The organism is Acidobacteriota bacterium, from assembly GCA_034211275.1.
Classification (GTDB): Bacteria; Acidobacteriota; Thermoanaerobaculia; order Multivoradales; family JAHZIX01; genus JAGQSE01.
Window position 1 is genome coordinate 1 of record JAXHTF010000139.1, and the last position, 18,006, is coordinate 18,006.

Consider the following 18,006-nt stretch of genomic DNA (forward strand, 5'->3'; position numbering starts at 1 on the left):
CCTTGAGGTAGCGCTGGAAGGCACCGGCGACGCAGGCCATGAGAACGTCGTTGACCGTCACCCCCAGACGGCCCTTGACCTGCCGCACCAGCTCGAAGTCGATGGCCTCGGTCCAGGCCACCCGCTTGGTGCCGCTCAGCCGGCTGCCGTGCACCGCGCTGCGGTCCGCCCGCCACAGCATCTTCCGCGCCAGCAGCACCGGCCCCGCCAAGGGCGCCTTGAGAGCCCGGGCTACCTTGCTGTAGGCCTGGGCCGTGTTGGGCAGCCGGTCGGCGCCGGGGAAGCTCGCCTTGTCCATCAATGTGAAGAGCACCGGGATCAGGGCGATCCCATCCCCCATGCAATGGTGCAGCCGGGCGATGATCACCGAGGTTTCTTCGGTGTAGTCCTCGATCACCTGCAGCTGCCAGCGGGGCCGATCCGCCGGCAGCGGCCGATCCGCCAGCCGTCCCACATAATCCTGCAGCGCTTCTTGGGTGTGGATTCCGTCCTCCGGAGCGGGGACGATGTGGCGGGTCAGGTCGAAGGCCGCGTCTTTCTGCCAGAACCAACGCCCGCGATGGTCCACCACCTTGAGCTCGAAGCGCGGGAACCGCCGTCCACCGTCCGCCGTGGCCACCCGCTCCTGCCAGACCTGGCGCAAGGTCTCGACACTCATGCGGTCGAGAATGTAGACCGCCTGGATCAACATCAGGTTGCGGCCGCTATCCTGCAGCCACATGGCATCATTGCTCGCCACCGGCACCAGCGGCGGTTCTTCCAGGGGAGCCAGAGGGCCAGCGGCGGTGGTAGGTCGGGATTCTCGCAGGCTGTTCATCAACCTTCAGCTTAGCATTGTCGGGCCTTTGCTAGACTCCCCCACTCATATCCTCAGGAGAGCTTCATGTCCCAAGACTTCCAGAACCAATCCCTCGACAACCGCACTGTCTTGATCACCGGTGGAGGCTCCGGCATCGGCCGCGGCATCGCCCTGGCCTTCGCCGGCGCCGGGGCCCGGGTCGCCATCACCGGCCGCCGCCGCGAGCCCCTGGACGCCTGCGTGGGGGAGGTCGAGGCCGCCGGCGGTCAGGGGTTGGCCGTCACCGGGGACGTTTCCAACCCCGACGACGCCCGGCGCATGGTGGCGGAGACTGTCGAAGCCTTCGGTGGCCTCCACGTGCTGGTCAACAACGCCGGCGTCGCCCTCGGCGGGCCGCTGGAGCGCACCCGTGACGAAGACATCGACGCGGTGGTGGACATCGACCTCAAGGGCCCCATCCACGTCACCCGCGCCGCCCTCTCGGCGCTCAAAAAGCACCGCGACAGCGGCGGTGCGGCGGTGATCAACATCTCCTCGTCGGTGACCTTCATGGCCACCCGCAACTTCTCCGTCTACTCCGCCGCCAAGGCCGGCCTGGACATGCTCACCCGCTGCTGGGCCCTCGACTGGGGCGAGCACCGCATCCGCGTCAACGCCATCTGCCCCGGCGTCGTCGACACCCCCATCTTCTCCGCCATGCCGGAGGACAAGGTCCGCGAGCTGATGGACAACTTCGCCGCCCAAACCCCCTTGGGCCGCGTCGGCAACCCCACCGACATCGCCGACCTCGCCCTCTTCCTCGCCGGCCCCCAAACCCCGTGGATCACCGGCGCGGTGATCCCGGCGGACGGGGGGCTGAGTCTGGGGCGGTAGGTTTTCCAAGCACGGAGAAGCCCGAGGACTCTCGGCTTTCAGGCAGCCGAGACCGAAATCATAGGGTATGGATCGAATCGATCTATGAAAGCTTCTTCCAGGAGGTCTAAGCTTGCGCCCCGCTCGTCGAGCACGGAACGGATCTGAGGCACTGACGGGAGGTCGCCAATATGGCGTGGGTTCATGCTCCCAAAGAGAGAGCGCCGTAACTCCTGCGACCACCAGTGGGAGAAAGCAGGCTCATCTTTACTACGAGGAGCCCCTCCCTCTGATGCAGTTGCCTGACGGTGAGTCCACCAGGCCAACTCACCAAAGTTCTCCAGAGCCCGTTCCTCCACTCGGCGGCCGTCAACCTGGGCGAGCCAGGACCGTCCTTCCCCCAGCAAGGCAACCGGCCGATAGTGGGGCGCAAGCCGGGCTAGTTGCCGCCAAGGGCGCATCAGCTGCTGCGAGCGATCCGGATCGAAAGTCAGGCCATCACGCTGGATCCTCATGCGATGGGCGCGGGCCAGCGCATATCGAACCCTGGCATTGGCCGGAAAGCGCTTCCCTGCCTCTTCAAGAAGTACCAACGCCGCATCCAATCCCCCCTCCTCAAGCCGCAACAGTCCCGCCTCCCCTGCGACTCTACCGTCCCGGCCGACCAGCGCCAGCAGCTTGCTCAATACCTCCTCGGCATCCTGCCGCAGATCCGAGATCGCCCTTCCTCCTCGCCCGGAGCGACGGGACCAACGGCGCAGAGTGTAGGAGTCCAGGAGAAGAGGAGCCAGATCCTGATGCTGGAAGGTCGGAACTTCAGAGCCACCCGACTGAGAAGGGACTTCGGGTTGCAGACAGGCCCCGTCCTCTCTCTCCAAGGCCTGGACCTCTGACTTTTCGGCCAACTCGTCGCTGGTGCCCAGGCCTTCCTCAGTCGCATTCAACTTCGCAGTCTCGCCCTCTCGAATCTCCTGTGGCTGCGGCGCATCGGCGATCGAGGATCTTCCGACTCCACTCTTGGAACCTAATAACCACGCCCGCAGATCAGCCGGCAGGTCTTCCTCCGCTATTAAGCCACCTACAGGTCGAGTCGTTGGATAGTCTCGAGTCGCAGGATCCATCGCTCCGCGCAATCGATCGAGGAACTCGCGAGCAGCAGAGTTGTTCAGCCGCTGAGCAGCATCCTCAAGCAAACTTTCCGCCTCAGCCTCATAAGCCCCCAGCTGGAGAAGAACTACTGCCAGGCCCATACGGGCATAGGCATCGTCCGGGAAACACTCCATAATCTCCCGATAGACTTGCTCCGACTCCTCCAGACGACCCTGGCTCCGAAGACTCTCCGCTAAACCATTCCGAGCTACCACGTCTTTCGGGAAGCGATCCACCGTCTCCCGATAGACTTGCTCCGACTCCTCCAGACGATCCTGACTCCGAAGACTCTCCGCCAAACCATTCCGTGCTACCTCATCGTTCGGGAAGCGCTCCACCGTCTCCCGATAAACCTGCTCTGACTCCTGCAAGAAACCCTGGCTGCGAAGGCTCTCCGCCAGACCATTTCGTGCAAACACGTCGTCCGGGAAGCGCTCCACCGTCTCCCTATAGAATTGCTCGGACTCGTCCAGACGACCCTGGCTTCTGAGACTCTCCGCCAAACCCGTCCAAGCTACCTTGTTCTCTGGAAATCGTGCCGTTGCTTGCAGAAATACCCGGATTGCCAGCTCGCCGCGTCCCCCTGCCCGCAGGGCCTCCCCGGTAACAGTCCAAGAGTAAGGATTCCACGGCTCACGCTGGCGTGCCAGGTCAGCCCACTCAAGAGCCAAAGTAGGGCGAGTAGCCCGCACCGTCTTCGAGAATGTAGTTGCTGAACGTACTACTGAGTACGTATCACCTGTTAGTTCAGCGAACCGATCTTCCTCTCGAAGAAGCTCACGAGCCGCGACTATCGCACTCTCTTCTGCTCTTTCTAGAGGTTCGCCAATCTGAATCGCCCGCTTATACCAGTCAGGATTGGGCCTCAGCCAGCCCTTCCCTGGTCGGCGTTCTGCTGACCGGGGCGCGAAACGGTCGATCCAAGAGTGAGCCTTTTCCGAACGAAACCTCCTCTTCGATGCCCGGCCCCAGAAGACACCCCAACGCTCCGGCATAGGCACCGCCCTCATGGTGAGATGAGCGATATCCTCAAACTCGGATCGGGCAACCGGTTCTCCAAGCCAGCCTTCATCGACTCTCTGGGCCAGCCCCTCAGCCAACAGTAAGAGTCCGTGAGCGACCTCCTCTGGAAATCCCTTCTGGCCTCCCCCTTCCGCCGGCAACCTCCGGAGACCATGGATGCCGTATCCACCGTGATACCAAGGCACGTCCGGAGGCAGGCTGCAGAGGCGCCACCAATGGGGCAACAGGGAGCGATCCTCTCCTTCCTGATTGCGGGCTAGCGCCAGCCAGGTTCTGCCTTCAGGGTCGAGCTGCCGCGCTTCGCTGAGGTCGCGAAGGAATTGAGGGTCTTCCAGAAACCGTTCCCTCAACGCCGCGACGGCACCTTCGAGGCCCTGTCCGAAAGCGAGAATCTGGGCAGCTCGATACCAAGCGTAGGTTGTTGGGCGGACGCTGCCGAAGATCTCTTCCGGCTCTGCGTGTCCCCAGGCGCTCTCGATCCATACCTTGAGGCCATCGTCTACCGCCTTGGAAAACCCCGGGTCCTGCTCGAAGGCGAGCATCCAGTCCAGGAGCACATTCTCCGGCTCGGACATCGCGAGATGACCGAGGTCCCCCCGGTCGAAAAGCAAGGCTTCCACCGCCTCCGCCGGCTCCGCCGCCAACCACTCCAACCAGGAGGGCACTCTTCGGCGGCCCCGAAACAGGTCGTTGGGAACAAAGTACTCGCTCATTGGATCAATTTCTGCCGAGAAGATCGGAGTCGGTACTGGCTGCATAGTCGGAGCGACCCGTCTTCTGGCGGACCGACAAGAGATGAAAACCCCGGGCTTCTGGCAAGACAGAAAGCTGCACCGGTTCTCGGACCTCCCCGACACGAACGAGATGCTTGGCCTGCAGCGGCACGGTGGGGTGAACGACTTCCCTACGCGGGTCCTCCGCGTTGCCTCCCAGGTGCAGCACGTGCCCGGTCAGGCTCCCCACGGGAGCCGGTACGAAAGCTTCCGAAAGCCGGCCATCGAGCACGGTGGGGGCAAACAAACAGGCAACCTCCGGGGAGTCCACCAACTGAGGGACATCCTTCACGGGGTAGGAGAACACCAAGATCTTGACAGGACGTTTCTTTTCCGCAGGATCGATATGGGCCAGCCCGAGGCGATCTCGCAGGCGGTCCGCCCATCCTTCCGGATCCTGGCTGGGTGCCTTGCCGAGAAGATCCTGGACTTCATCCCAGAAGCCGGCAAAGGTAGGTCGGACTTGAGCATTCTTTTCCCAAACAGCGAGAACGCGTTTCAATCCTCCAGCCTCGGGGCCGGAAGGCTTCGCCACGACGGCCCGGGCGAGCTGCTCGACCTCAGCGGGATCCTCACCGGCACGCCGAGCGACTGACTCCAGGATCTCAACGCGCACGAGGTGGAGAGAGTCCTCGGTAGACCGGAACGGAGAGCCCTCCGATGAGACACTGAAGGTCTCAGGACAGGCATCGAGATCCTGCGGATCAAGTCTCGAAGGCAAGCCCTCGCCAGTCGTCGGCATGAACACCCGTTCTTGAAGATACTTGGTATGAGCGGTTTCCCATGGAATCGCCCCAGCGTAGTGTTTCGCGACGGGCCGATAGCTCTCCACCCGCTGGTCATCTAACCCCTCCTGCAAGAGCATATTGCGAGCAGAAAGAGCATGGTTCTCGACCTTCTCTTTTCCGAGGCGGCGCAAGAACCGGACCCAGCCCTCTTCCAAGTGCAATGAGGGCTGGTGAAGCTCGCTGTCGGAAATGGGCTTGTCTGGATCGCTCATGAATCTGAATCTCAGGATCTTGCCAGCCCCGGGAAAAAATCACCGGCACCTCCCAAGGTATAGCAGAAAAAGACCTTAGCCGCCCATCATAAGTTCTCTGGGGTCGCTTAGGCAATGCTATCTATCGGGATATGTGACCTGATACCGCTCAACTGGACCAATAAATCACCGGCCATGAGGAGGCAACGGCTTCCCACTGCTTCGAGCTGTCTGGCCTTCCGGACCTTCAAGAGTTACGCCCCCGACCTCCCGGAAACCTGAAGGTCTCTGAGAGATCAGGGGCGTCCTGATCAGCCACAGTCGGTAGAAGGGGGAGCGCTACTGCCGCACCCGCACCGGGAACGGCGGCGGCTCAGGCTGCTGCGGGGGATTGTCCTCGAGCATTTCCAGGACGACTTCGATGGCCTTCTCCAGCTGCGGATCGCGGCCCTCGATGAGATCCTTGGGGAGCTGCTCCACCTCGATGTCCGGGGGCACGCCCTCGTTCTCCACCGCGTAGCCGTCCTCCGGCGTCCAGAAGCCGATATTGGGGGCGGAGATAAAGCCACCGTCCATCAGCACCGGGAAGCCCAGGATGCCCACCAGGCCGCCCCAAGTGCGCTTGCCGACGAGGGGGCCTAGCTCCAGCTTGCGGAACATCCATGGCAGGAGGTCGCCACCGGAGCCGGCGGTCTCGTCGATGAGCATGACCTTGGGACCCTGGATCGATGCGAAGGGAGCCTTGAAGGGCTCGCCGTAGCGAGTGGTCCAATAGCTGATCAGGGGGCGGCGCAGGGCGTCGATGACGTAGTCCGCCACCTGGCCACCGGCGTTGTGGCGCTCGTCGACGATCACCGCCTGCTTGTGCACCTGGGGATAGAAGTAGCGCTTGAAGTACGTGTGGCCGCCGAAGGTGGTATCGGGCACGTGGACGTAGGCCACGCGGCCGTCGGTGGCTTCTTCCACCCGCCGCAGGTTGCCCTCCACCCAATCCCGGTTGCGCAACGCCCGCTCGCTCTCCAGCGGCTGGACCTGCACGATGCGGGAATCACTGCCGTCGGCGTTGGGTCCCACCTTCAGCTCGACGATCTTGCCGGCGGTGTTCTCGAACAGACGGTGGAGGTTCTCACCGGCCTTCAGCTCGGTGCCGTTCACCGCCAGCAGATACTCCCCTTCCTCCACTTCCACACCGGCTTCCGTGAGAGGCGAGCGAAGGTCCGGGTTCCAGTTCAATCCGCCATAGACCTTGGCGAAACGGTAGCGGCCCTCGTGAGTGTCGAAGTCGGCGCCCAGGAGGCCGTTGGGGATCTCCTCCGAGTCGTGGAGGAAGTCTCCGCCGCCGACGTAATGGTGGCCCACTCCCAGCTCACTGCCCATCCACTGGAGGACCCGGTTGAGATCCTGACGGGTGGGCACGTGGGGAATGAAGGCGGCGTATTTTTCTTTGATCGCGTCCCAATCCGCCCCGTGCATATCCGGGTCGTAGAAGTAGTCGCGGTTGATGCGCCAGGCCTCGTCGTAGATCTGCGCCCACTCCTGGGGCGGATCGATGTGGATCTGGATCTTCTCCACCGCCAGCTTGCCCTTGCTGGCATCGATGGGGCCGCCGGCATCGGCGATCCAATAGCTGCCGCCGGAAGCCACCAGGATCTTCTTGCCATCCGGAGACAGCAGGAAGGCGCTGGCGTTGTCCATGAGGCTGGTTTCCTCACGGCTCTCGAGGTCGAATTTGCGCAGGCTGGTGGCGCCGCCGCCGCCATAGCCCTGAGGCCACTCGGTGCGAAGGTAGTAGAGCTGACCGGCGCTGCCGCGCTGCAGGTTGCGGTAGCGGGCGGTGGGCACCGGCAGCGCCAGGATGCGCTGATCGAGGCCGTCGAAGTCGATGACCACCGCCTCGACGGCGTCCTTCTTCTCGCCGTCCTTCTTGTCGCCGTTTTTCGCCGTGGACTCTTCCTCTTCCTCGGCGAGCTCTTCTTCATCGCTCTGCGGCGCCAGCGGCGAGGGCTCGCCGGATTGCAGGACGACGGTGTAGAGGTTGCCCGAGAGGTCCATGTCGACGGTGGACTGGGCGAACCATTGGCGCACCGGACCGGCGTCGGTGGAGGCGAAGAAGTGCAGATATTTGCCGTTGGCGTCGAAGACCGGGTAGGCGACGTCGCTGAGACCGTCGGTCACCGGGTAGGAGCGATCCTCTTCCAGAGAGTAGACGAAGACCTGCCGCAGGTTGCTGGGAGTGCCGCGGGTGTAGGCGATCCAACGGGAGTCCGGCGACCAAGAGGATTCCAGAGACTTGAGGGGACCGTAGTGGATCTCCGAGGAGATCTTGGTCACTCTGCCACTTTCCACCTCGATCCAATAGGTCGACCAGGAGTTGTCGGTGTAGCTCAGCTTCTCGCTATCCGGGGACCACCGCAGGTCATCGTAGAAGCCCTTACCCTGAGGATCGAGGGTGCGGACCTCCCCCTTGCCGTCGCTGGGCTCCAGATGCAGCCGCACCTCGCCGGAAGCGTCGGAGAAGTAGGCGATCCAACGGCCGTCGGGGGACCAGGCGGGATCCCGCTCGTGGGTGCCGGGGCTCCGGGTAAGGTTGCGCGGATCGCCCTTCTCGGCGGGTACGGTGACGATCTCGCCCCGCACTTCCAGCACCGCCCGGGCGCCGGAGGGAGAGATGTCGCCGCCGCGAATGAAGTCCTTGCCGTCGGCGTAGCGGGGCCGCACTTCTTCCACATCCGCCGCCACGCCGATGCGCAGCCGCTGGCTCTCGCCGGAAGCCAGATCCAGGCGGTGGAGGTAGCCGGCCTGCTCGTAGACGATGTACTCGGCGGTGGCGTCGGCGGCGAGGACGGGGAAGTCTTCGTAGAAAGTCAGCTGCTCGACGGCGCCGGAGGCGGGATCATAGGAGAAAAGGTTGAATTCACCGGCGCGGTCCGAACGGAAGTAGATCTTGTCCGCCGGCCACATGGGATCGTCGTCGTTGCACCGGCCCTCGGGCTGCGGAATCTCCTCGATGGAGTGATCCGCGGTGTTGAAGATCCAGATGCGGGCGGCGGTACCACCGCGGTAGTTCTTCCATTGGGTGAAGGCGTCCCGCTGGGGGGTGTAGGCGATGTAGCTGCCGTCCGGGGAGTAGGTGGCGTCGTTGCCGTAGGGCAGGATGTTCTTCTGCGGCTGGCCGCCGTCGAGAGAGACGCTGTAGATCTGGAAGCGGCGGTTGGTGTAGTAGTTCCGCAGCGTGTTGAACAGAACCTGACCGTCCGGCGTGAAGCCCAGGACCATATCCGGCGACGGATGCCAGGTGAGCCGCTGAGGGACGCCACCGGCGACCGCCACCGCGTAGACGTCGGTGTCGCCGTCGTACTCGCCGGTGAACGCCAGGGTGCGGCCATCCGGCGAGAAACGGGGGCGCGCCTCGCTGCCGACGTGGCTGGTCAAGCGCCGCACGTTGTCGCCGTCGAGATCCGCCAACCACAGATCGTCCGCGTAGACGAAGGCGATATGGCTATCGCTCACCGCCGGCTGCTGAAGCATCCGCGTGTCCTGAATGTCGATAGCCTCCGCCGGGGTCGCCAAGACCCCAAGAGCGAGGCCCAGCAGCGCCAGGAATGGGCCGAGGGCGAGGCGGGAACGGAGAGAAGAAGCTGTACACACGAGAGACTTGGAGAGCATGGAGAATCTCCCATTCGAGCTGGATATTGTCGAGAAACCGAAATTCGATCTGTGAGCTTTGCGGATTGCAAGAGCGTAACCGGCCCATTTTACCAAGGGCCTCGCAGCTTACTACGAGCGTCGGAGGACAAAGTTGCAGCCCGTGCGAATCTCGTCGGGCAGGAGCTTTCGGGACCTGAACTGGTAAGCTTCCGCGCCAGAGACCCCACCATGCTCGACTCCCTTCTGCGCTCCCTCGACCAGCTCCTCGCGATTCCCGATTTGTGGAAGTACGTCAGCATCCCCTTCGTCGCCGCCATCGTCGGCTGGGCGACCAATTGGGTGGCCATCAAGATGACCTTCCTGCCCCTGGAGCCAGTGGGCAAACCGCCGTTTCTGGGCTGGCAGGGGATCATCCCCTCGAAGGCTCAGAAGATGTCCGCCACCTTCGTCGACTCCACCATGGCGCGGCTGGGCAGCCTGCCGGAGGTCTTCCAGGAGATGGATCCGGGGGCCATCTCGGAGCACATCAAGCGCTCGCTGAAGCCGCGCATCCGGGAGCTCACGGACGAGGTCATGCTGCGCGACAACGCGGTGTTGTGGGAGAACCTCCCCCAGCTGATGCGGCAGCAGATCTACGGTCAGGTGGATCGTTCGCTGCCGGACCTGGTGGACCAGCTGCTGCAGGACATCTCCCACCGGGTGGAAGAGCTGGTGGACCTGAAGCACATGATCACCACCCGCCTGGTGGGGGACAAGGCGCTGCTCAACCGTCTGTTCATCGAGTCCGGGGAGAAGGAGTTCCGCTTCATCGTCCGCTCGGGCTTTTATTTCGGCTTCCTCTTCGGCCTGGTGCAACTGGCGGTGTGGGTGCTCTACCCCGCCTGGTGGGTGCTGCCGGTCTTCGGGCTGCTGGTGGGCTGGGCGACCAATTGGATCGCCCTCAACGTGATCTTCCGGCCGCTGCATCCGAAGAAAATGGGACCGTGGAGGCTCCAGGGGCTGTTTCTCAAACGCCAGAGAGAGGTCTCGGCGGTGTGGTGCGGCATCGTCACCCAGGAGATCTTCACCATCCGCCAGTTGGTCCACGAGATGCTCTACGGACCGCGCTCCCACAAGAGCCGCAACCTGGTGCGCCAGCACATCAAACCGGTAGTGGACGAGGCGGTGTGGGCCATGCGGCCGGTCGCCCAATTCGCCGTCGGTCCCCGGGGTTTCGCGGAGATCAAGGAGACCGTGGGCGAGGTGGCGGTGGATGTCTCGCCGGTGCCCTTCGACAATCATCTCTTCAACCGCGACCGGGCCCAGGTCATCGAGCGCTTCCTGCGCCAGCGCATGCAGTCCATGCCGCCGGATCAGTTCCAGGATCTGCTACGACCGTGCTTCCAGGAGGACGAGACCAAGCTCATCCTCATCGGCGCCGCCCTGGGCTTCCTGGCGGGCCTGGCCCAGCTGATCTTGGTCTTCGGCGGCGTGGGCTGAGAGACCACAGAGGAGGATCCCCATGCTCACCGACATCGTCCTGGCCTTGAGCACCGCCGTGCTCTCCAGCGCCCTCACCTTGACCGTCGCCTATCTTTTCTTCCAGCGCCGCTGGGAGGAGGAGCAGCAGAAGTTGGAGCAGCGGCTGGAGGAGGCCATCGAGGAGTTGGGAATCGTGATCGAGGATCGGGTGCGCCGGGGAGTCTTGGACGCCATCCGCCAGATCCCCTCCGCCGAGGTGCTCTCCGGCACCACCCGCACCGTGGCCCAAACCGGTGCCGACCTGGTGGGCTACGGCCTCAGCGCCCTGCTGGGCCGCAAACCCAAGGATCGCGGCGAGCCTTGAGAGCGGTGGTGGCGTAGCTCCGCTCGCCCCGCCGGTCCTGCGCGCGCGGCTCAAACGTTCCGCTCCCTGCGGTCGCTCCTCGCCCTTCGGGTTGGGTTCGCCGCGTGCTCGGATCGACGGGACGGGCTCCGCGGCACCGTTGAGCACCGCTTCGAGACTAGGGAACCAGAGAAGGCTTCAGCTCAGCCGAAGGGTGCCTAGATCCTTGACGTTCAAGCAGGGATCATCCCCGTGGCCGCGGCATTCTTCGGCGGCGTGGAGGAAGAAGCGCACGGGGCCGCCCAGCTTCGCCGGCAGAGGCTCGTCCCCCAAGCGATAGACCACCAGCCCCTCCCGCGCCTCGTCGAGATCGACGCTGCCGGAGTAAGAGCCGTCGGCGCTCTCCACCGTCAGCCGGGTGGCCGATGGCAAGGCTCCGGCGTGCTCCAGCAGCGCCGTCAGCTCCACCGCCGTGCCCTGGCGCCCCGGCAACCGCTGAGCGACGTCCGCCACCTGTCCCGGGAGCTTTCCCAGATCGTCCCAGCTCAGTCCCAAAGGACGGCGCACCGCCCCTTCCACCCGGAGAGTCAACTCATCGGCCATGGATCAACCTTCGCTGTCATCCGCAGCGCTGCCGTCCGGAGAGGCGGGCTGGTGCTGGAGGGAGGCCGAGTTGATGCAGTAGCGCAGCCCGGTAGGCCGCGGGCCGTCGGGGAAGACATGCCCCAGATGGGCCTGACAGCCGCTGCACAGCACCTCGGTGCGGGTCATGCCGTGGCTCTGGTCGGTCTCGGTGGCCACATGGTCCTCCGCTACCGGCTGGTAGAAGCTCGGCCAGCCGCTACCGGAGTCGTACTTGGCCTCGGAGGTGAAGAGCTCCTGGCCGCAGCAGACGCAGGCGTAGACCCCTGGTTCCTTGGTATTCCAATACTCGCCGGTGAAGGCACGCTCGGTGCCCTTCTGGCGGGCGATGCGGTACTGCTCCGGCGTCAGCTCCCGGCGCCATTGCTCATCGGTTTTCTGGCTCGAGCCCTTGTCGGCAAGGGTGGCGGAGCGGCGAGTCTCGACATCGGTGCGGGTCATCTTGGAAACCTCCTATCGGTGAGCGGCGGCGCGAAGCCGGTCCGATTCGATGCGTTCAAACTTAACAGCATTCTTCAGAATCGGACCAGGAGCGGTCCATCAGCCCGGCCTGGCGTACGAAGGTTGTGCTGTCAATCTACTGATTCGCGTTGCAGGAGAGTTTGGATTTCCGACCTTTCACTGGCCTCCTCGCTCCTCCCTTGGACAATCGGCCACCTTGCGGCGTACTTGCTTGGTAGCGCACTCGCATCGCAGAACCGCACTCCACGGCACCAGCCCCTTTCCGGAGGTCGTATGTCTCAAGGCCGCACGCTCCAGCCCACCGTCATTCTCGTCCTCACCGTTCTCCTCTCCCTCGCCACCGCCGGCTGGCTCTTCGCTCAAGGGCCTCAGCGCATCGCCCGGGTCTTCGTCACCAACCTCGCCAGCCCGCAGCCGGTGCAGGGGGAGGTGGAGGTCCAGGGGACCATCCGGCACGCCCGGTTGGTGAGCCTGGATGAAGCGGTGGTCTCCCCGGCCCAACGCTTCGAAACCACCCAGCTCACCGACGCCGGCGTGCTGAAGACCGACGGCTACACCCACCTGGTGCTCAGCGTGCAGGGGCAGATCAAGGGCCGCCCGGCTCGGGACGGCGAGATCGGCGCCATTCTGATCCCGGAGGAAGAGCCCATCCTGCGAGCCTTCGTGGAGGAGGGGCAGATCCAGCTGCCGCTGGAAGTGGCGGCGGGGATCGCGGCGAATCAGGAAGCCTATTTCAGCGCCTCCCAAGCGGACCTCCCCATCGCATTCCCCAGCTACCGCCTGCTGCTCTACAACTCCACCGACAAGACCGCATCGGTGAATGTATTCGCGTACTTGACCTACTGAGGACTAGCGCGCGGCGAGGCGCCGGGGAGGTTGGAATTCGTGGTCGAGGAGGTACATGTACATCACCGCCATGGAGTCCTGGGGCTCTCCGGAGGTGTTGTCATAGACGCTCACCAGCTCGTATTCGTGGTCGCGGTAGAGGGGGACGCCCCCGGGGCTGGAGAAATACTCCACGTGATCGATGCCGATACCCTCGTCCGCCGGGCGAACCTCGCTCTTGAACACCGTCTCGCCGGTGGTCAGGTCCTTGAGCTCCAACGACTCGGCGAAGGGGTGGAGATGGACGGCAATGTAATGCACCGTGGTGTCGAAGGGTAGATCGAGAATCTCTGTAACCAGGGTGCGATTGACCTCCCGTCCCGGCGGCACCACCCAATGGCCGGTGAACTCCTGGCCTTCATCGTCCTGGTAGGTATGCTCCGAAGCGTTCTCTCCGGGCAGGCAGCCGGCCCCCATCTCCTCGTGCCCCTCCGCCATCCACTCCTCGCCGCGGCCGAAGTGCGCCGGCTCGTCCGCCAGCACCGCCAAGCCGTAGGCTGCCTGGGGAAAAAGGGGCTGGAAGGGCTCGCTCAGCTCCGAGTCCCGAACGTACTCCACCGTCACCTTGTGGCGCACTTCCACGTCCGCATCGACGTGGTTCAGATTCAGCACCTGGGTGGTGAGGGTAAGGGGCTCAGTGGAGAGCATGGGGATTCCGAAGCCATCGGGCATGCGGATCGACAGCTGGCCCTGGGAGAGGGTGAAGAGACGGCCGCTGATGGCCTTCTGGGCCTCGAAGGCGATGGCGTGATCCCGGGGGTCCACATCCAAATTGGAGTGGCACATGAACTCCTGGGGTAACGGCGTCTCGCCGTCCGGCCCCACCATCACCGCCCGATAGCCCACCACCCACAGCAGCTCTTCCTGCTCCGGATTCCCCAGCCGGATCTCCTGCTGACTGGCCGGCCCCTTCATGGAGCGATAGATCTGGTCGACCTGATAGACCGGCGACAGGACCTCTTCGGTATAGACCGGAGGCTCGGCTAGAGAATCATTGCGGGGCCAGAAGGCGAAAACCAGAGCGAGCATCGCCAGGATGACGAGAATGACGGCGGCACGGCCCTTGGGCGGCAGGCTTTTCAAAGGGAGAGTCTCCTACGATCCATGCACCGCGGGCTCATCCCGCGGTGCATGGAAGCTTACCAAGCCGCGCTGGAACGCTACACGAAGATCATGCAGCCCAATCCCACGACCACCACCACCGGCAGCGCCAGGAGCAGTAGCGGAGCCAACACCACCAGGCCGGCAATGGCCACCGGCGCGACGATGACACCGATGACGATGCCCACCGCCGCCAGGCAGATCTTGAACAGCACCACGGCGATGGTGAACGGTACCAGGGCGATTTCGAAGACGACCTTGAGCACAGCCAGCACAGCGATACCGACGAAGACGATGCCCAACATCGCCGCCACTACCCCAAGGACGGAAAATACTTCCAACATGAGTCGAGTCCTCCTTCGCCTGGGGACTACGGGAGTGGCTCAGCGGGTGTTTCAGCGGACTTGTTCGGAGGATCCCTGACCGGTCATCAGAGCCTCCAGGGCCGCCAGATCCTCCCCCCGGGGGCACCCCCACTCCGGCCGGTAGTGGTAGACCTCGTGCAGCGGCTTCGAGCTGTTGCCGTCCTGCAGGAGCTCGATGTCCTCGCAGGTGAGAAACGCCGGATGACAATGCCCGGCGGCGTGGCTGAGGGCCAGCAGCTCGTGGCGGAGAGCGGCGACGTAGTGGGCCAGCCGCGCCGCCTTGTCGGTGGGATCGAGGCCGCGCATGAGCCAACGATTCTGGGTCGCCACTCCCGTCGGACAATGATCCGTGTGACAGCGCTGGGCCTGGATGCAACCCACCGCCATCATCGCCTCCCGGGCGACGTTGATCATGTCGCACCCCAGGGCGAAGGCCACCAGGGCGCGCTCCGGCAGACCTAGTTTGCCGGAGCCGATGAAGGTCACCCGCTGGTCCACCTCATGCTGCACGAAGATCGGGTAGACCCGAGCGAGGCCCAGCTGAAAGGGCAACGCCACATGGTCGGTGAAGGCCAGGGGCGCAGCGCCGGTCCCGCCCTCGCCGCCGTCGATGGTGATGAAGTCGACGCCGCGCTGGCCGTCCTCCATCAGCCGCGCCAGGTCGTACCAGAACTCCAGCTCCCCCACCGCCGACTTGATGCCCACCGGCAGCCCGGACACGTCCGCCAGCTCCTCGACGAAATCCAGCAGGCTGTCGGCATCGTGGAACGCCGTGTGGCCGGCGGGGCTGAGGCAATCCTCGCCCTGAGGAATCCCCCGGATACCGGCGATCTCCGCCGTCACCTTCTTCCCCGGCAACACGCCGCCGTGCCCCGGCTTGGCCCCTTGGCTGAGCTTGATCTCGATGGCCCGCACCTTGGAATGCTTCGCCAGCCGATCCTGGAACGCCTGGAGATCGAAGCCACCGTCGGCAGCGCGGGCGCCAAAATAACCGGTCCCCAACTGCCAGATGAGCTCGCCGCCGTTCTCGTGGTAGGGCGAGATGCCCCCTTCTCCGGTGTTTTGCAGGCAGCCGCAGAGGGCCGCGCCGCGATTCAAGGCTTCCACCGCCTTGGAGCTCAGGGAGCCGAAGCTCATGGCCGAAATATTGACCACCGAAGCCGGCCGGAAAGCCTTCCGCCGCCCCCGAGGCCCACCCAAGATCTTGCACGAGGGCAGCGGATACAGCTTCTCCTTGCCCTGAGGCAGGATCGGATAGGGAAAGGTGGAGTGCTTGAGGATCGGATAGTTGCTGGCGTTCTGGAAATCGTTGTCGGAGCCGAAACCGAAGTAATTGTTTTGCTGCTTGGCGGAAGAGTAGACCCATCGGCGCTGGTCGCGACTGAAAGGCCGCTCCTCGTCGTTGTCGGTGACGATGTACTGCCGCAGCTCCGGCCCCACGGACTCCAGGATGTAGCGGAAATGCCCGATGATGGGGAAGTTGCGCAGAATGGCGTGCTTGCGCTGGAAGAGATCGTAGAGGGTGATCAGCAACAAGGCGAGCAGCAGGGTCGCCAGCGCGATGAGAACGATGTTCATGAATTCCTCCTGCGGCGAGATGACGTGCGATCAGCGGCGATCCGACAGGCGCCCCATGATCCAACGCTTGAGACTGAACCGCTTGCCAATGCCGGCGCGGCGGCGGAGCCGGGGTAGAGCCTCCGGCGGCAGCCCGAGCTCGTCGAGGAGCTCCGAGGTGCCTTCCCCGAGCTTCGGCACCGCGGCGCTGGAGCTCGGCCGCTGCCCGTCGAAGCGCGCCGGAAAGGCCAGCCGGGGGAGACCGTCGGGGCCTTGGGCCAGCACCCCCCGGGCTTTCAATTGGGGGTGCTCGGCGGCCTCGGCGGCACTCAAGACCGGTTCTCCGGGCAGGTCGTGCTCGGCCATGAATTCTTGCCATTGGTCGCGGCTACGGGCCGCCACCAGCCGCGCCAGCCGGCGACGGCTCTCGGGGGTTGGTTTGAGATGAGCTTTGCGCAGCTCCGGCACGCCCACCGCATCGCAGAAGCGCTGCCAAAAGTGCGGCTCGAGGAGAGCCAGAGCCAGCAGACCGCCGTCGGAAGTGGGATAGAGGTCGTAGCAGATCAGCGCGCCGGTGAGGGTCAGCTCCTCCCCCACCGCTTTGGGGCCGTCGGCCTCGGCAACCCAACCCATGAGATTGGCGTGCACCGCGGCGTCGTAGAGGGCGGCGTCGATCCAGCGTCCTTGGCCACTCTCCCCCCGCTCTACCAAAGCCGCCAGCACCGACGCCGCAGCGCTCCAGGCTCCCAGCAGATCCGCGGTGGGAATGGCCGGCATGCCGTCGCCGGCGGCCAAGCCTCCGGCGATGGCCTGGTAGGTCAGGTCGTGGCCGCTGCGATGAGCGTGGGGGCCATCCTGCCCCCAGCCGCTGAGCGAACAGACGATGAGCTTGGGAAAGCGCCGGCGCAGCTCCTCCGGTGCCAGCCCCAGCCGCTTCAGAGTTCCTGGCCGGAAGCTCTCCACCAGCACGTCGGCGTGCTCCAGAAGCTCCTCCAGCACCTGCAGCGCCGCCGGCTTCTTGAGATCCAGGGCGATGCTCTCGACGCCGGATAGGAGCAGCGCCGCCAGGGCGCTCTGACCGCCGGGGCGGGGCGGGGCGAAACGCACCGGATCCCCCAGAGACGGCTCCTCCACCTTGACCACCCGAGCGCCCAGACTGGCCAGCAGCTGGGCGGTGAGGGGGCCGGGGAGATAGCGACTGAGATCCACCACCAACCGCCCGTCGAGGGGCCGGGGCGGCTGGTGGCTCAATCCCGCTCCACCACCATGGCGAAGCCGGTGCCGCCGGCGGCGCACACCGTCATCAGGCCCAGCCCCAGGCCCCGCAGCCGCATCTCGTAGAGCAGCTGCATGGTGACCCGGGCGCCGGTGGCGCCGAAGGGATGGCCGATGGCGATGGAGCCACCGGTGACGTTGAAGCGGTCGAGATCGATCTCCCCCACCGGCTGATCCCGCCCCAGCTCCTCGCGGGCGAACTTGCGCGACGCGAAGGCCTTCATATTCGACAGGATCTGAGCCGCAAAGGCCTCGTGCATCTCGATAAGCTCCATATCCGTCAGGCTGGTGCCGGCGCGATCCAGGGCCATGGGAGCGGCGAAGGCCGGCCCCTGGAGCAGCTGGGTGCCGGGGTCGAGAGCGAAGGAAGCCCAGGAGCGGATGTAGCCCAGGGGCTCGTAGCCCAACGCCTTGGCCTTCTCCTCGGACATCAACAGCACCGCCGAGCCACCGTCGGTGAGAGGGCTGGAGTTGCCCGCCGTCAGGGTGCCGTATTGACGGTCGAAGACCGGCTTGAGCTTGGCCAGAGCCTCCATGGAGGAGTCGCTGCGCACGCCGTTGTCGTGCTCCAGGACGTCGTCGTATTTGGGCAGAGTGAAGGTGGGAACGATCTGATTTCCCAACCGCCCGTCCGCCGCCGCCGCGGCTGCGCGCTGGTGGGAGAGCAGAGCGATCTCGTCCTGGGAGCGGCG

The 18,006-nt window shown here is 64.7% G+C and carries 15 protein-coding genes; 4 read left to right on the top strand and 11 right to left on the bottom strand.

What is annotated here, in order from left to right; genetic code table 11:
- Positions 1-817: wax ester/triacylglycerol synthase family O-acyltransferase (locus SX243_18315; protein ID MDY7094932.1), on the bottom strand; the 817-nt coding region annotated here is incomplete at its 3' end.
- A 66-nt stretch (positions 818-883) separates the two neighbouring features.
- Between SX243_18315 and SX243_18320 the strand changes: the two genes are divergently transcribed.
- Entirely contained in the window at positions 884-1,672 is a 789-nt protein-coding gene (locus SX243_18320) for an SDR family oxidoreductase (protein MDY7094933.1), read from the top strand.
- Between the two features lie 38 nt (positions 1,673-1,710).
- Here SX243_18320 and SX243_18325 read toward each other — a convergent pair whose 3' ends face one another.
- The 3 genes from SX243_18325 to SX243_18335 form a co-directional block, all read right to left on the bottom strand.
- On the bottom strand, positions 1,711-4,443 hold the full coding sequence (locus SX243_18325; GenBank protein ID MDY7094934.1) for a tetratricopeptide repeat protein: 2,733 nt from the start codon (positions 4,441-4,443) through the stop codon (positions 1,711-1,713).
- Positions 4,444-4,540: 97 nt separating this feature from the next.
- Positions 4,541-5,596, bottom strand: coding sequence for a hypothetical protein (locus tag SX243_18330; GenBank protein ID MDY7094935.1), 1,056 nt, complete (start codon positions 5,594-5,596; stop codon positions 4,541-4,543).
- Between the two features lie 318 nt (positions 5,597-5,914).
- Complete coding sequence (locus SX243_18335; GenBank protein ID MDY7094936.1) at positions 5,915-9,241, bottom strand: PDZ domain-containing protein; 3,327 nt, start codon at positions 9,239-9,241, stop codon at positions 5,915-5,917.
- Between the two features lie 210 nt (positions 9,242-9,451).
- Here SX243_18335 and SX243_18340 point away from each other — a divergent pair, with 210 nt between their 5' ends.
- Positions 9,452-10,702 carry a hypothetical protein gene (locus SX243_18340; protein ID MDY7094937.1) on the top strand — a complete coding sequence of 417 codons (1,251 nt, stop codon included), beginning with the start codon at positions 9,452-9,454 and terminating at the stop codon, positions 10,700-10,702.
- Between the two features lie 22 nt (positions 10,703-10,724).
- Positions 10,725-11,048 carry a hypothetical protein gene (locus tag SX243_18345; GenBank protein ID MDY7094938.1) on the top strand — a complete coding sequence of 108 codons (324 nt, stop codon included), beginning with the start codon at positions 10,725-10,727 and terminating at the stop codon, positions 11,046-11,048.
- A gap of 177 nt (positions 11,049-11,225) precedes the next feature.
- Here the strand turns inward: SX243_18345 and SX243_18350 are convergent, their stop codons facing one another.
- Positions 11,226-11,630, bottom strand: coding sequence for a molybdopterin-dependent oxidoreductase (locus SX243_18350; GenBank protein ID MDY7094939.1), 405 nt, complete (start codon positions 11,628-11,630; stop codon positions 11,226-11,228).
- A 3-nt stretch (positions 11,631-11,633) separates the two neighbouring features.
- The gene (gene msrB, locus SX243_18355; GenBank protein MDY7094940.1) at positions 11,634-12,110 is read right to left on the bottom strand and encodes a peptide-methionine (R)-S-oxide reductase MsrB; all 477 of its coding nucleotides are present in this window, start codon (positions 12,108-12,110) and stop codon (positions 11,634-11,636) included.
- 294 nt (positions 12,111-12,404) lie between these two features.
- Between msrB and SX243_18360 the strand changes: the two genes are divergently transcribed.
- Positions 12,405-12,977: a hypothetical protein gene (locus SX243_18360; GenBank protein ID MDY7094941.1), complete on the top strand. Its 573-nt coding sequence runs from the start codon at positions 12,405-12,407 to the stop codon at positions 12,975-12,977.
- A gap of 3 nt (positions 12,978-12,980) precedes the next feature.
- Here SX243_18360 and SX243_18365 read toward each other — a convergent pair whose 3' ends face one another.
- The 5 genes from SX243_18365 to SX243_18385 all read right to left on the bottom strand — a co-directional run.
- Positions 12,981-14,099 (bottom strand): hypothetical protein, encoded by a 1,119-nt coding sequence (locus SX243_18365; GenBank protein ID MDY7094942.1) that lies wholly within the window; start codon positions 14,097-14,099, stop codon positions 12,981-12,983.
- Positions 14,100-14,176: 77 nt separating this feature from the next.
- Positions 14,177-14,461: a hypothetical protein gene (locus tag SX243_18370; protein ID MDY7094943.1), complete on the bottom strand. Its 285-nt coding sequence runs from the start codon at positions 14,459-14,461 to the stop codon at positions 14,177-14,179.
- Positions 14,462-14,512: 51 nt separating this feature from the next.
- A complete protein-coding gene (locus tag SX243_18375; GenBank protein MDY7094944.1) occupies positions 14,513-16,060 on the bottom strand; it encodes an FMN-binding glutamate synthase family protein in 1,548 nt (515 codons plus the stop codon).
- A gap of 30 nt (positions 16,061-16,090) precedes the next feature.
- Positions 16,091-17,290, bottom strand: coding sequence for a CaiB/BaiF CoA-transferase family protein (locus SX243_18380; GenBank protein MDY7094945.1), 1,200 nt, complete (start codon positions 17,288-17,290; stop codon positions 16,091-16,093).
- On the bottom strand, positions 17,287-18,006 hold a 720-nt coding region (locus SX243_18385), incomplete at its 5' end, for an acetyl-CoA C-acyltransferase (protein MDY7094946.1). The genes SX243_18385 and SX243_18380, both read right to left, overlap by 4 nt.

Excerpts from the sequence above, each read along its gene's own strand:
- SX243_18350 (MDY7094939.1), bottom strand. The coding sequence starts at position 11,630 with ATGGCCGATGAGTTGACTCTCCGGGTGGAAGGGGCGGTGCGCCGTCCT.
- SX243_18335 (MDY7094936.1), bottom strand. The coding sequence starts at position 9,241 with ATGCTCTCCAAGTCTCTCGTGTGTACAGCTTCTTCTCTCCGTTCCCGC.
- SX243_18345 (MDY7094938.1), top strand. The coding sequence starts at position 10,725 with ATGCTCACCGACATCGTCCTGGCCTTGAGCACCGCCGTGCTCTCCAGC.
- SX243_18370 (MDY7094943.1), bottom strand. The coding sequence starts at position 14,461 with ATGTTGGAAGTATTTTCCGTCCTTGGGGTAGTGGCGGCGATGTTGGGC.
- SX243_18320 (MDY7094933.1), top strand. The coding sequence starts at position 884 with ATGTCCCAAGACTTCCAGAACCAATCCCTCGACAACCGCACTGTCTTG.
- SX243_18375 (MDY7094944.1), bottom strand. The coding sequence starts at position 16,060 with ATGAACATCGTTCTCATCGCGCTGGCGACCCTGCTGCTCGCCTTGTTG.
- SX243_18330 (MDY7094935.1), bottom strand. The coding sequence starts at position 5,596 with ATGAGCGATCCAGACAAGCCCATTTCCGACAGCGAGCTTCACCAGCCC.
- msrB (MDY7094940.1), bottom strand. The coding sequence starts at position 12,110 with ATGACCCGCACCGATGTCGAGACTCGCCGCTCCGCCACCCTTGCCGAC.
- SX243_18360 (MDY7094941.1), top strand. The coding sequence starts at position 12,405 with ATGTCTCAAGGCCGCACGCTCCAGCCCACCGTCATTCTCGTCCTCACC.
- SX243_18340 (MDY7094937.1), top strand. The coding sequence starts at position 9,452 with ATGCTCGACTCCCTTCTGCGCTCCCTCGACCAGCTCCTCGCGATTCCC.